This window comes from Caballeronia sp. BR00000012568055, from assembly GCF_029439455.1.
In the GTDB taxonomy this organism is placed as follows: Bacteria; Pseudomonadota; Gammaproteobacteria; order Burkholderiales; family Burkholderiaceae; genus Caballeronia.
In genome coordinates, this window is record NZ_JAQFVG010000321.1 from 1 (window position 1) to 12457 (window position 12457).

Genomic DNA, 12457 nt, shown 5'->3' on the forward strand with positions numbered 1-12457 from the left:
AAATACGCCGCGCGGATGAGCGCGTACCGCTTTGTTTAAGCGCCAGACCTGCTAAAACGCAAGCTGACCAATCCGCTTGCAGGCCGGGCAGGCCTCCGTGGCGGCGGGCTATTGTTACCTAGAGAGCGCATTAATCCACTTGCCTTTTCAACGGGCAGTGTCTGGTTGAAAAAGCTGCTTTCTTTGGTGACTTTCTTTGCAGCAGCAAAGAAAGTTACCCCCCCGCCGGGGAGGCGGCTACTGCAAAACCAGCACAACAAACAGCAGCCGCAGCCAAACCAACTACCACCGAGCCCCAAACGAATCCCGAAGCTCCTGAATAGCCGATTCAGGCAACCCCTCAGTCCGAGGCAAAACCGAAAGCCAAAGCCGAGCCGTCTCCTCAAGCTCTTCAAGAGCAAAAGAAGCATGCGAAACCGACTTCTCCCAAACCACAGGCCCGAGTCGCTCAAGCAAAACCGCCCTAACACGCGAGGCAAGAACCGCCACTTCTTCAGCAACAGAAGCATCCCCCGGCTTGCGATAAGAAATCAAAGGCACATGCCCAACCTTCATCACGTAATAAGGCGTAATCGGCGGCAAGACGTCGTCAGCAGACCAGACGCCCGCAAGCGTCAATGCGACCAAGGAAGTCGAATGCGTATGCACAACACCCCGCGCCTCCGCATTGTTCTCATAAATCCGCCGATGCAAAGCCAAGGTCTTTGAAGGCCGCCCGCCAGAAACATGATTGCCAGAAAAATCCACCTTGGCGATCTCAGCAGGATCGAGCCTGCCAAGACACGCATCGGTCGGCGTAATGAGCCAGCCATCATCGAGCCGCGCGCTGATATTGCCAGCACTGCCAACGGTGTATCGGCGCTCATACAAACTCTTACCAACGATGCAAATCTCTTCGCGGATGCGGTTTTCGTCGTTCGATGCCATCAGAGCGCCTTCAATGCCTTCTCAAAGAAATCAGTCGTACCGAAGTTTCCAGACTTGAGCGCCAGCCCAAGCGAGACCGCGCCGTCCGCACCAATGGACTGCGTCGCCGGCACGCCCGGATCGATCTGCGGTCCGATACGCAGCGTTCGCACATCCAGCGCCTGCACCACCGCGCCCGATGTCTCGCCGCCCGCGACCACGAACTTGCGCACGCCTTCGTCACGCAGACGCCGCGCAATCGATGCCAACGCGTCTTCCACCAGATGCCCGGCTTTTCCGACGCCCAGTTCCTTCTGCACCGCCTTCACTTCATCGGGCGATGAGGTCGCGTAAATCAGCACGGTTTCATCGCGCTTCATATGGTCCAGCGCAAACGCGACGGCCTGATCGACCACCGCTTCGCCGCGCGACAACGCCATCGGATCGACACGGAAACTCGGCTTCGATTCGCGCCACGCCGCCACCTGCGCATTGGTCGCCTTCGATGCGCTGCCCGCCAGCACCAGCGCCGGACCATCGATCTTCGGCAGATCGGCCGCATGTTCCGCATGCGCGAGCAGATTCGCCGCGCGGAAATTCTGCGGCAAACCGAGCGCAATGCCCGATCCGCCCGTGATGAGCTTCAGATCGCGCAGCGCGTCGCCGAGCACGTAGAGGTCGGCGTCGGAGACGGCATCGGCGATGGCAAGACGCACGCCGTCCTGCTTCAATTCGGCGATGCGCGCACGAATGGCGTCCGCGCCCTTCATGATCGTGTCGTAGCGAATCAGGCCGACTTTCGACTTCGTTTGACGCTGCAATACGCGCACGAGATTGGGATCGGTCATCGGCGTGAGCGGATGGTTCTCCATGCCCGATTCGCTCAGCAGCACGTCACCAACGAACAGATTGCCGCGGAAAATCGTGCGGCCGTTCTCGGGGAACGCGGGACACGCGATGGTGAAATCGTCCTTCAACGCATCGAGCAAAGCGTCCGCGACAGGGCCGATATTGCCCTGATCGGTGGAATCGAACGTCGAGCAATACTTGAAGATGAACTGGCGGCAGCCCTGCGCGCGCAGCCATTCGAGCGCTTCGAGCGATTGACGCACGGCGTCATCGGCGGGAATGGTGCGTGACTTGAGCGCGACGACGATGGCGTCCGCTTCGAGTTCCTTCGACGACCCCGGCACGCCGATAGTCTGGACCGTGCGCATGCCGCCGCGCACGAGCATATTGGCGAGATCGGTCGCACCGGTGAAATCGTCGGCGATACAGCCGAGCAGTGCCTGCGCCATTTACTTCGCTCCCTTCGGGACGTCGATGCCCGGAAAAATTTTGATGACCGCGGAATCGTCCTCGCCGCCGTGACCGGCCGTGGACGCCATCATGAACATCTGATGCGCCGCCGCCGACAAGGGCAGCGGGAATTTGGACGTGCGGGCCGTATCGAGCACGAGGCCCAGGTCCTTCACGAAAATATCGACGGCGGACAGCGGCGTGTAGTCGCCCGCCAGAATGTGCGGCACGCGGTTCTCGAACATCCACGAATTGCCCGCGCTGTGCGTGATGACGTCGTAAAGCGCGTCCGGATCGACGCCTTCGCGCAGGCCGAGCGCCATCGCCTCGGCGGCGGCGGCGATATGCACGCCCGCCAGCAGTTGATTGATGATCTTGACCTTCGAACCCGCGCCGTGCGCATCGCCCAGTCTGTACACCTTGCCGGCAATCGCCGCGAGCACGTCTTCGCAGGCAGCGTAGGCATCGGCGGGGCCGGAGGTCATCATGGTCATTTCGCCGGTGTTGGCTTTGGCTGCGCCGCCGGATAACGGTGCATCGAGCAGCTTCAGGCCTTTTTCGGCGAGTCGCTTGCCGAGCGACACGGCGAATTCAGGCGATACCGTCGCGCATGCAAGCACCACGCTGCCCGGTTTCATCGCATCGCACGCGCCGTGTTCGCCGAGCAGCACCGCTTCCGTCTGCGCCGCATTGACGACGACGGTCAGCACCACATCGCACTTGCCGCCCAACTCGGCGGGCGATGAACACGCGATGCCGCCTTCCTTCGCGAACGCATCGAGCACGGGCCGGCGCACATCGCACGCGTGCACGGCGAATCCCGCGCGCAATAACGAGCGCGCGACGCCCATGCCCATCGCACCCAAACCGATCACACCGACGTTTTTACTCATCGCTCCATCCTTTTTGTTTCAACAGATGCCCGCTTCCGACAAGCGGCGCGCGGCGTTGATCAAATGCGTCTGCGCGGCGGCCCGCGCGGCGTGGGGATCGCGGGCGCGGATGGCCTCGACAATCGCCGCGTGTTCTTCCCGCACCTGCCGCATAAAGTCCTCGCGCAAGGCTTCGTTACCGCGCGTGACCAGCGTGCCCGCTTCGAGATACTGGTTCAGAAAGGTGAGCGTTTTCAGGAAGTACGGATTGCCCGTCGCATTGGCGATTTCGCGATGGAACGCCACGTCTTCGGCTACGCCGTCACGTCCTTCGCTGACGGCTTGCGCCAGCAAAGCGAGCGCCGTATCGATCGCGGCCATCTGCGTGTCGGTCCGGCGCGATGCCGCTTCCGATGCCACTTCCGCTTCGATCGCCCGCCGCAGCGCCAGAATGTGCAGCAAGTCGCCCGGCTCGACCGCCTGCGCGTAATCGATCCGCAACGGCCGAATCCCCGCCCGCTCGACGATAAACACGCCGCTGCCCTGGCGCGGCTCGACCATGCCTTCGTTTTTCAGCCGCGACACGGCTTCGCGAATCACCGTGCGGCTCACGCCGAATTCCTGCGCAAGCACGGTTTCGCTCGGCAGCTTGCCGGTCGAGGCGAAGCTGCCCTTCTCGATCTGCTCGTGCAACTGCTGCGCGACCGTATCGGACAGGGCGCGCGGCGGAATCTTCTCGAACATGCGATTCGGTGGAGCTTGTAAGGTCATCGGGTCATCATACAAGTTTTTGAGATAGGAATCGACTCGGCGATTACCCTGAATCGCGTCGAATCAGGACAGAGGTTCGTCGATCAGCGCCAGCGCGCGGCTGATATCGGCGGCATTGCCGGGGCGCACGAGGCGCGCGACTTCTTTGCCGTCGCGCATGAACACCAGCGTCGGCCAGAGTTTGACGCGGAAAGATCGGCCGAGCGGACGCCCGCTGCCGTCTTCGATCTTCATATGCTTGGCGCCGCCGTGATCCTGAAACGCCTGCGCGATATGCGGCTGCGCGGCGCGGCAGAAGCCGCACCAGTCGGTGCCGAATTCGACGACCACCGGGCCGGTGAGCGCGCCCACTTCGCTGCGTTCCGGCGCGGTCTTCGCGTATTCCATATTGGTGCTCATCGTGCTGTCCTCGTGTCCTAGCTTTGCGATATTTACTGCCCGATCCCCGTCAGTCCGACCAGCGCGCCCGCCGCCAGCAGCCACAACGGATGCAGCTTCGTCCGATGCGACAGCAGCGCCACCGCCACCGTGATCCCAACCAGCATCGCCGTCTGATCCGACGCTTCCGCGATCAGCAACGCGCTCGCGGCCACCAGTCCCGCCGTGATCGGCACGAGGCCGAGCTGGATATAGCGCCGCCACGGACGGTCCTTGAAGCGCTCCCACAGATGCATCGCGAAAATCGTTACCAGCGACGACGGCCCGAACTTGGCAATCGACGTGACGAGCACGCCGGGCCACGCCGCCACATGCCAGCCGATCAGGGTGACGACCATCATGTTCGGTCCGGGCGCGGCCTGCGCGAGCGCGAACAACGCGGAGAAATCGGCCTTGGTCATCCAGTGATGAACCTCGACGACCTGGCGCTGCATCTCCGGCAGGATGGTGTTGCCGCCGCCGAACGCAAGCAGCGAAAGCTGGCTGAAGATACCGGCGAGCGCGAGCAGCGTCTGGTTCATGCGCGCATCTTCCGGGCGATGAACACGGAAATCGGTGTGAGTACGAGCATCGACGGCAAGAGCGGCGTGCGCAGAAACGCAATCGCGACGAACATCACCAGCGCGATGATCGCCGCCTCCGGCTTATGCCGCAGCGGCCACACGATCTTCACCGACATCGCGATCAGCAAGCCCGCCGCCGCAGCCGCCAGCCCCGCGAACAGATGCGCAATGCGCGGGTCCTGATGCGTACGCTGATAAATCACGCCCAGCCCGATCACGATCAGCGAAGGCCCGACGATCAGCCCGAGCAAGCCCGCCAGAGCACCCGGCACGCCGCGAAAACGCATACCGATCGCAACCGATAGATTGATCACGTTGCCGCCCGGAAGAAACTGGCACAAGCCGAGCAGATCGGTGAACTCGTCGGCATCGAGCCATTTGCGACGTTCGACGATCTCGCGTCGCGCCAGCGGCAACGCGCCGCCGAACGCGATCAGCCCGAGCGTCAGAAAGCCGGTGAAGATTTCAACGAGTGTGGGATGCGGTTTGTCGTGTGCCATACGCGCTTGAAAAGGCGGAAAAGCCGCAAGCGTACAACCTGCATCCGCGTGACAAAAGTCTTCTCACGCGGACGACAGCGGCGTGAAAGCTTCAGCGCGCCCGACGCGATTCGTACGCCTTCAAATGCGCGTACGCGACTTCCAGCATCGATGCACCCTCGACCTTCGAGCGCCGCCGCGCGATCAGATCGCCGACGATGTGATCGGCTTCGATCGGCGCATCGTTCTCCAGATCGCGCAGCATCGAAGCCGTCATCGGCGATTCGCGGTCGGAGAAGAACGAGCGCGCGCGTTCCAGCGTCGCTTCGCCGGGTGGATGATCGTTATCGGCCGCGATGCTTTGGCATTCGAGGAACAACCGGCGCAGCACTTCTTCGCCGCCCGGCGCGGCGAGAATATCGCGGATCGGCGCGCGCATCAGGCACGTGCCGGTGGCGAGCGTGGCGAGAAATACCCATTTGTCCCACATCGACTGAAGCACGTTTTCGCTCACGCTCAAATCGAAACCGCAGCCGCCGAGCTGCGCGCCGATCGCTTCGATGCGCGCCGAATGTCCGCCCGCGCGCTCGCCTATGACCATCGAGTGCATGTCGGTCATTTGCACGACTTCGCCTTGCGGATTGAGCGTCGCGGCGATCGCGCACTGGCCGCCGAGCACGTTGGCGGAATCGAAACGGGCGTCGAGCGCGTCGAGATGCGCCATGCCGTTGAGCAGCGGAAGAATGGCCGTGTCCGGGCCGACGGCGGGCGCGAAGGAATCCATCGCGCCTTGCAGATCGTAGGCTTTGCAGCTCAGCACGATCAGATCGAACGGCGTGGTGATTTCGTTCGATAACACCAGCGAAGGTTTTTCGACGTGCAGATCACCTTCGGGCGTGTGAACCGTCAGCCCATTTTCGCGCAAGCGCTGCGCGCGCCCTTCGCGCACGAGAAACGTTACATCGCGTCCCGCATTCAGCAGCCGCGTGCCGAAATATCCGCCGATCGCGCCCGCGCCCACTACCAGAATCCGCATATCTCGCTCCGTTTCGATCGTTTCGATCGTTGTAATCAAGCCTGCCAGACGCCGTAGCCCGCTTCGCGCAGGCCGATGGCCAGTTCCACTTCCATATCGCGCGCGCCGTCGTAGGGCATCGGGTTGTACATCTCGTACAGATGCGGCAACAGCCGCAACCCGAAGTCGCGCACGTATCGATTCGACTGAATGCCCGCCTTGTGCTTGTCGAAACGCACGTCCGGATCGATGCCGGTCATGCCGACATAGACGAACGGCTGCCCGAGCACGTAGTCCGGATTCGCGCGCCGAAAGCGCGCCTCGTTCCACACCATGTCCGACAATTGGACGACATAGACGCTGTAGTGATGACGTTTCGCGCCCATGCTCGTGCGATGCGTTTCAAGGTTGAACGAAGGTTGAATGACGGCCGCTCATTCTATTCCGCGATTGACGAAGCCGCAGCGCCCGCCCTGCTCGATCTGGCTCAAAGTGGTAAATTCGCTCGGTCTGCGTGCGCGCGGCGACCGTGCTGCTGGTAGAGTTCCGGCCCGCGCTTGCGGTGCGGGTCGTCGAGCCTCGCCGAGGGAGTCGATCCTCCCGCGCGCCGCATCCATCGACACGTTTTCACCCCGAAGCCACGCGCCACGAGCCGCGCTGCGCTTCGGTCATTCGGAGATCAAGCATGAGCAAGCAAGCTATCGGCGTGGTGGGCCTCGCCGTCATGGGCCGCAATCTGGCCTTGAACATCGAGAGCCGCGGCCACGCCGTTTCGGTCTACAACCGCAGCCGCGCCAAAACCGACGAACTGATTGCCGAACATCCCGACAAGAAGCTCGTGCCGTCGTACACGCTCGAAGAGTTCGTGCAGTCGCTGGAAACGCCGCGCCGCATTCTGCTGATGGTGAAAGCCGGCGCAGGTACGGATGAAACCATCGACCAATTGCGCCCGCTGCTGGAAAAAGGCGACATTCTGATCGACGGCGGCAACACGCATTTCACCAATACCATCCGCCGCAATCAGGACCTCGCCAAGTCGGGGCTGCATTTCATCGGCACGGGCGTGTCGGGCGGTGAGGAAGGCGCGCTGAAAGGCCCGTCGATCATGCCGGGCGGACAGAAGGAAGCCTACGATCTGGTCGCACCGATTCTCACCGAAATCGCCGCGAAAGCGCCGGACGGCGAACCGTGCGTCGCGTACATGGGACCGGACGGCGCGGGCCATTTCGTGAAGATGGTGCACAACGGCATCGAATACGGCGATATGCAGTTGATCGCCGAGAGCTACGACGTGTTGAAGCGCGTGGCCGGTTTGTCGAACGAAGAGTTGGGCAAGGTGTATGTCGAGTGGAATCAGGGCGAGCTGGACAGCTACCTGATCGAAATCACCTCGAAGATTTTCTCGAAGAAAGACGATGAAACCGGCAAGGATCTCGTCGATGTCATTCTCGATCGCGCCGCGCAAAAGGGCACGGGCAAGTGGACCAGCCAGAACGCGCTGGACCTCGGCGCGCCGCTGCCGCTGATTACCGAAGCGGTGTTTGCGCGCGTGTTGTCGTCGCTGAAAACGCAGCGCGTGGCGGCGGCCAAGGTGCTGACCGGTCCGAAGCCGAAGTTCGATGGCGATCGTGCGGCGTTTATCGAATCGGTACGGCGTGCGTTGTATCTGTCGAAGATCGTTTCGTATGCGCAGGGCTTTGCGCAGTTGCGGGCGGCATCGGATGAGTATGAGTGGAATTTGCAATATGGCGAGATCGCGAAGATCTTCCGCGCGGGCTGCATTATTCGCGCGCGCTTTTTGCAGAAGATCACGGACGCTTATAAGGCTGATTCGAAGCTCGCCAATCTGCTGCTCGATCCGTATTTCAGCGATATCGCGGCGAAGTATCAGGACGCGCTGCGCGATGTCGTGGTCGCGGCGGTGAAGGCGGGGATTCCGGTGCCGGCGTTTTCATCGGCGATTGCTTATTTCGATGCGTATCGCTCGGAGAGATTGCCGGCGAATCTGGTTCAGGCGCAGCGGGATTTCTTTGGGGCGCATACGTTCGAGCGTGTTGACAAGGAAGGGAGTTTTCACGCGAATTGGGCGTGAGGGGTTGAACAGATGTGAAACGGGGCGGCCTGCGGTCGCCCCGTTTTTTTACGCCGCCCTTGCCCACGCGAAAGAAACGCGGAGTTCTCGCAACATTTCGAACGTGTCGCGGCTCGTCACGCCGAACCTGCGACAGACATTAGGAATCTTCACTTTAGTTGAATTCTCACTGAACGCTTCGTGTGTTGCGACGTGCCAATTCATGGTTTTGGCCTTGGCGATCAGCCAGGGATCGGCACCATCGAGAAACTGAACCTTGTTGGCTTCCGTATATCGCCCCACTGATTCGATATGCTGAATGATTTCCGCAAATGAAGATTGAGTGGCGTCGTCCGTGACATCCAGAAACCATCCGCCGCGACGGCGCGCTTTGACCCATTTCGCCAACGCGTCCGATCCATCCGCAAGCTCTTCATAGACCTCGCTGATACTTGCCACCAATCCCTTCCGATTGGCATCATCCAACCACTCCCAGAATCCGGGGCAAATATCGTTTGCATAGTAGCGATTCTGTGCTTCGATAAAGATATTGCTGTCCAGCAGGTACATCTTCAATCGTCTCCATACACACTGTCCGCGAGCTTCCGCAAATTGGCGGGTTTAACGCCAAGCAAGTTACCCGCATCACGCAATAACATCCGACCTTCGAACGTCGTTTCAAGAACCGCTTTGGTCAGCCGCCTGCTATTTCTTGTGGCTGAATTTTGGTACGGGTTGCCGCCGCCATTGCGTCGCATGGCTGCCGCAGCCCATTGCTCGCGCTCAGCCTGATAAAACCGATTAAATTCGACCCATGCAACCAAGCCCAATTCAAACGCACGACGTCCCGCGACAATTCGGCTTACCTTAAAGCGCCGTGCGAAGTCGCTGACTTGCGTCACGAAGACCGCTTGCAGGCTCCAGTCGCGGCGCATCTCGTCTTCCGGGATCAAAAACTGGGCTGCCACTGCGTTGCACCACCGCTCAACAGAACTGAGGCGTTCACGCACGACACCAACTGCTTCATTCGAAACGCCGCTCGCGCCCAGCCATACATGCGCAAGTTCGTGCATCAGCGTAAATATTTGCGCCGGCTTCGCATCCTTACTGTTCAGAAAAATGACCGGGACGTAGCGATCCGCCAAGACGAAGCCGCGAAACTCATCGACCGAAAGCGCTCGATGTGTATTACCGCCGACGATTCCAGATCGCATCACCAATATGCCCACGTCCTCAATACGCGCGATCAAAAGCCGCAAATAGTCTTCCCATCCTTTACACGCGATGCGGTCTTGAGACGTAATCCGAAGCGCTTGCTGGATATCCGCCGCGATGCCCTGGACCGAGTCTCCAACATTCGCGCTTCCGGCGAACGGCAACTCATTTTCGCCGTGCTGTATCCGGTATTCGCGATACCAATTCTGCTTGCGCAGAACGTCGTTCAGCAGTTCCCTGAAATCTGCACCGAGAGGAACAAGCGGAGCATCGCCTACCGTACGGAAATCAGCGATCGGGAGCGATTCTTCCGGTGGTTCCGCGAGATAGAGATAACCGAACGGGATGTGAGTGAGTTCAGCAAAGCGTCTTGCCTGTCGGAAGGTCGGCCGGCTCTCGCCAATCTCCCACGATGCGACATGGATTGCGTCAGTTCCAATCTTCTTCGCTAGCGCCGGCACGTCGATACCCGAGCGCTGGCGCGCCCAAACGAGTATCGAAGGATTAATCAGTGCCTCGGGCATAGTGGATGCGTAGTTGCCGGTTGATGACAAGCCCGAAGGTTAGCATCGAACGCATCCATAAGTCGTTGACTATGAGCAGCTTCAAGATATCCCCACCCACGCCCCATTCCTCTCCCCGCTCCGCAACACAGCATCGACAAACCTCAACCCCGCGACGCCATCCTCGACCGTGGTCAGCCACTCATCCCCCTGCGTGGTCCCGCTCGCGATACACGCCGCCGCATCCGTATAAACCTGCGCGAACGCCTCCAGATACCCTTCCGGATGCCCCGCCGGAACGCGCGTCGCGTGGAGCGCTTCGGGACTCTGCACACGCCCGCGCGTAATGCGTTGCGATGCCCCTCCGATCGGCGTGAACCACAATTCGTTCGGCGTCTGCTGATCGAACGATAAACCCGCCTTCGTCCCATACACGCGCAATCGCAGCGCGTTCTCCTCACCCGCCGCCACCTGGCTCGCCCACAACATGCCGCGCGCGCCGTTGTCATAGCGGAACATCGCCTGGACGTGATCGTCTACGCGCCGATTCGCCACGAACGTGGTTACATCGGCGGAAAGCTCGGCGGGCTGCATGCCTGTGACGTATTCCGCAAGCTGATACGCATGCGTGCCGATATCGCCGAGACAACCGGCCGGACCGGCCATCGACGGATCGGTGCGCCACACAGCTTGCCGATTCGCCTGCGTTTCGACCGGCAATGATAGCCAGTCCTGAGCATATTCCACCTGCACGACGCGGATATCACCGAGCAAACCTTGCCGCACCATGCCGCGCGCGTGGCGCACCATCGGATAACCAGTGTAGGTATAAGTCACCGCAAACACGCGGTCTTTTTCGCGCGCGAGCTTCGCCAGCGCCTCGCCTTCATCGAGCGATACGGCCAGCGGCTTATCGCACATCACGTGAATGCCGGCTTCGAGAAACGCAGTGGCAATCGGCGCATGCAAATGATTAGGTGTCACGATCGATACCACTTCGATACCATCCGATCGCCCCGCTTCCACGCGCGCCATCTCGCGCCAGTCGGCATAACTGCGCGGCAAGCCGATCGCCGCAGCACTCGCCGCCGCGCGCTGCGGATCGGACGATAGCGCGCCTGCTACCAGCTCATATCGATCATCCAGCCGCGCCGCAATCCGATGCACCGCGCCGATAAACGCGCCCTCTCCGCCGCCAACCATCCCGAGCCGCACACGATTCATCGCGTCTCTCCGATACCGAGCAAGCCACGCATCTGCTCGCGACTCGCGCCGCTGCCCGCGAAGTCATCGAAGGCACGTTCGCCGACGCGAATGATGTGATCGCGAATAAACACCGCGCCTTCACGCGCGCCGTCTTCGGGATGCTTCAGCGCGCATTCCCATTCGAGCACGGCCCAGCCCGCGAAATCGTATTGCGCCATCTTCGAGAAGATGGCCTTGAAGTCGATCTGTCCATCGCCCAAGGAACGAAAACGTCCCGCGCGATCGACCCAACCTGAATATCCGCCATACACGCCTTGCTTGCCGTTCGGACGAAACTCCGCGTCCTTCACATGAAACGCCTTGATGCGCGAATGATAGATATCGATAAACGCGAGGTAATCGAGTTGCTGCAAAACGAAGTGGCTCGGATCGAACAGAATATTGGCGCGCGGATGGTCGTCCACCGCGGCAAGAAAGCGCTCGAAGCTCACGCCATCGTGCAGGTCTTCGCCGGGATGCAGTTCGTAACATACGTCGATGCCCGCTTGATCGAACGCATCGAGAATAGGCCGCCAGCGTGTCGCGAGTTCTTCGAAGGCGGCTTCCACGAGACCGGCCGGACGCTGTGGCCAGGGATACACATACGGCCACGCCAGCGCGCCCGAAAACGTCACATGCGCGTTCAGCCCCAATCGTTTCGATGCCGCCGCCGCGAGCTTCATTTGCGCAATCGCCCATTCGGTGCGTGCCTTCGCGTCACCACGTACATGCGGCGCGGCAAAGCCATCGAACAACGTGTCGTATGCGGGATGCACTGCGACGAGTTGCCCTTGCAGATGTGTCGATAGTTCGGATATCTGAGCACCTGCGTCTTCGACCGTGCGGCGGATATCGTCACAATACGCATCGCTCGATGCGGCTTTTTCCAGATCGATCAAACGCGGATCGCACGGCACTTGTATGCCTTCATAACCCAGCGATTTTGCCCACGATGCAAGGTTCTTCAGCGTATCGAACGGTACGCTGTCGCCCATGAACTGCGCGAGAAAAATCGCCGGGCCTTTGATGGTCTTCATCTTTCGCCTCAAACAAAAAGAAGGCCGATTAAACGACTAAGCG

General features: G+C 60.7%; 14 protein-coding genes. 1 reads left to right on the forward strand and 13 read right to left on the reverse strand.

Features of this window, described 5'->3' with window-relative positions:
- Positions 1-282: 282 nt before the first annotated feature.
- The 9 genes from P7F28_RS26385 to P7F28_RS26425 all read right to left on the reverse strand — a co-directional run bounded on the left by P7F28_RS26385 (position 283) and on the right by P7F28_RS26425 (position 6729).
- Positions 283-927: an aldolase gene (locus P7F28_RS26385; protein WP_277187734.1), complete on the reverse strand. Its 645-nt coding sequence runs from the start codon at positions 925-927 to the stop codon at positions 283-285.
- The gene (otnK, locus tag P7F28_RS26390; RefSeq protein ID WP_277187736.1) at positions 927-2204 is read right to left on the reverse strand and encodes a 3-oxo-tetronate kinase; all 1278 of its coding nucleotides are present in this window, start codon (positions 2202-2204) and stop codon (positions 927-929) included. Before otnK ends, P7F28_RS26385 begins: the two co-directional genes overlap by 1 nt.
- Entirely contained in the window at positions 2205-3098 is an 894-nt protein-coding gene (gene ltnD, locus P7F28_RS26395) for an L-threonate dehydrogenase (RefSeq protein ID WP_277187737.1), read from the reverse strand.
- An 18-nt stretch (positions 3099-3116) separates the two neighbouring features.
- On the reverse strand, positions 3117-3821 hold the full coding sequence (locus tag P7F28_RS26400) for a FadR/GntR family transcriptional regulator (RefSeq protein ID WP_277187789.1): 705 nt from the start codon (positions 3819-3821) through the stop codon (positions 3117-3119).
- A 90-nt stretch (positions 3822-3911) separates the two neighbouring features.
- On the reverse strand, positions 3912-4247 hold the full coding sequence (locus tag P7F28_RS26405; RefSeq protein ID WP_277187738.1) for a thioredoxin family protein: 336 nt from the start codon (positions 4245-4247) through the stop codon (positions 3912-3914).
- 32 nt (positions 4248-4279) lie between these two features.
- Positions 4280-4807 carry a chromate transporter gene (locus tag P7F28_RS26410; RefSeq protein ID WP_277187739.1) on the reverse strand — a complete coding sequence of 176 codons (528 nt, stop codon included), beginning with the start codon at positions 4805-4807 and terminating at the stop codon, positions 4280-4282.
- The gene (locus P7F28_RS26415) at positions 4804-5349 is read right to left on the reverse strand and encodes a chromate transporter (protein ID WP_277187741.1); all 546 of its coding nucleotides are present in this window, start codon (positions 5347-5349) and stop codon (positions 4804-4806) included. Before P7F28_RS26415 ends, P7F28_RS26410 begins: the two co-directional genes overlap by 4 nt.
- 91 nt (positions 5350-5440) lie before the next feature.
- Positions 5441-6364 (reverse strand): 2-dehydropantoate 2-reductase, encoded by a 924-nt coding sequence (panE, locus tag P7F28_RS26420; RefSeq protein WP_277187742.1) that lies wholly within the window; start codon positions 6362-6364, stop codon positions 5441-5443.
- Positions 6365-6399: 35 nt separating this feature from the next.
- On the reverse strand, positions 6400-6729 hold the full coding sequence (locus tag P7F28_RS26425; RefSeq protein ID WP_277187743.1) for a hypothetical protein: 330 nt from the start codon (positions 6727-6729) through the stop codon (positions 6400-6402).
- 299 nt (positions 6730-7028) lie between these two features.
- On the opposite strand from P7F28_RS26425, the gene gndA reads away from it, so the two are divergent.
- Positions 7029-8435, forward strand: a complete 1407-nt coding sequence (gene gndA / locus P7F28_RS26430; protein ID WP_277187744.1) for an NADP-dependent phosphogluconate dehydrogenase — start codon at positions 7029-7031, stop codon at positions 8433-8435.
- Positions 8436-8483: 48 nt separating this feature from the next.
- Here the strand turns inward: gndA and P7F28_RS26435 are convergent, their stop codons facing one another.
- From P7F28_RS26435 to P7F28_RS26450, 4 genes are all read right to left on the reverse strand, one after another.
- On the reverse strand, positions 8484-8984 hold the full coding sequence (locus tag P7F28_RS26435; RefSeq protein ID WP_277187746.1) for a DUF4411 family protein: 501 nt from the start codon (positions 8982-8984) through the stop codon (positions 8484-8486).
- 2 nt (positions 8985-8986) lie between these two features.
- Positions 8987-10153: an XRE family transcriptional regulator gene (locus P7F28_RS26440; protein ID WP_277187747.1), complete on the reverse strand. Its 1167-nt coding sequence runs from the start codon at positions 10151-10153 to the stop codon at positions 8987-8989.
- Positions 10154-10234: 81 nt separating this feature from the next.
- Positions 10235-11356, reverse strand: a complete 1122-nt coding sequence (locus P7F28_RS26445) for a Gfo/Idh/MocA family protein (protein ID WP_277187749.1) — start codon at positions 11354-11356, stop codon at positions 10235-10237.
- The gene (locus P7F28_RS26450) at positions 11353-12414 is read right to left on the reverse strand and encodes a sugar phosphate isomerase/epimerase (protein ID WP_277187750.1); all 1062 of its coding nucleotides are present in this window, start codon (positions 12412-12414) and stop codon (positions 11353-11355) included. The genes P7F28_RS26445 and P7F28_RS26450 overlap by 4 nt, the downstream gene beginning before the upstream one ends.
- Positions 12415-12457: the final 43 nt, after the last annotated feature.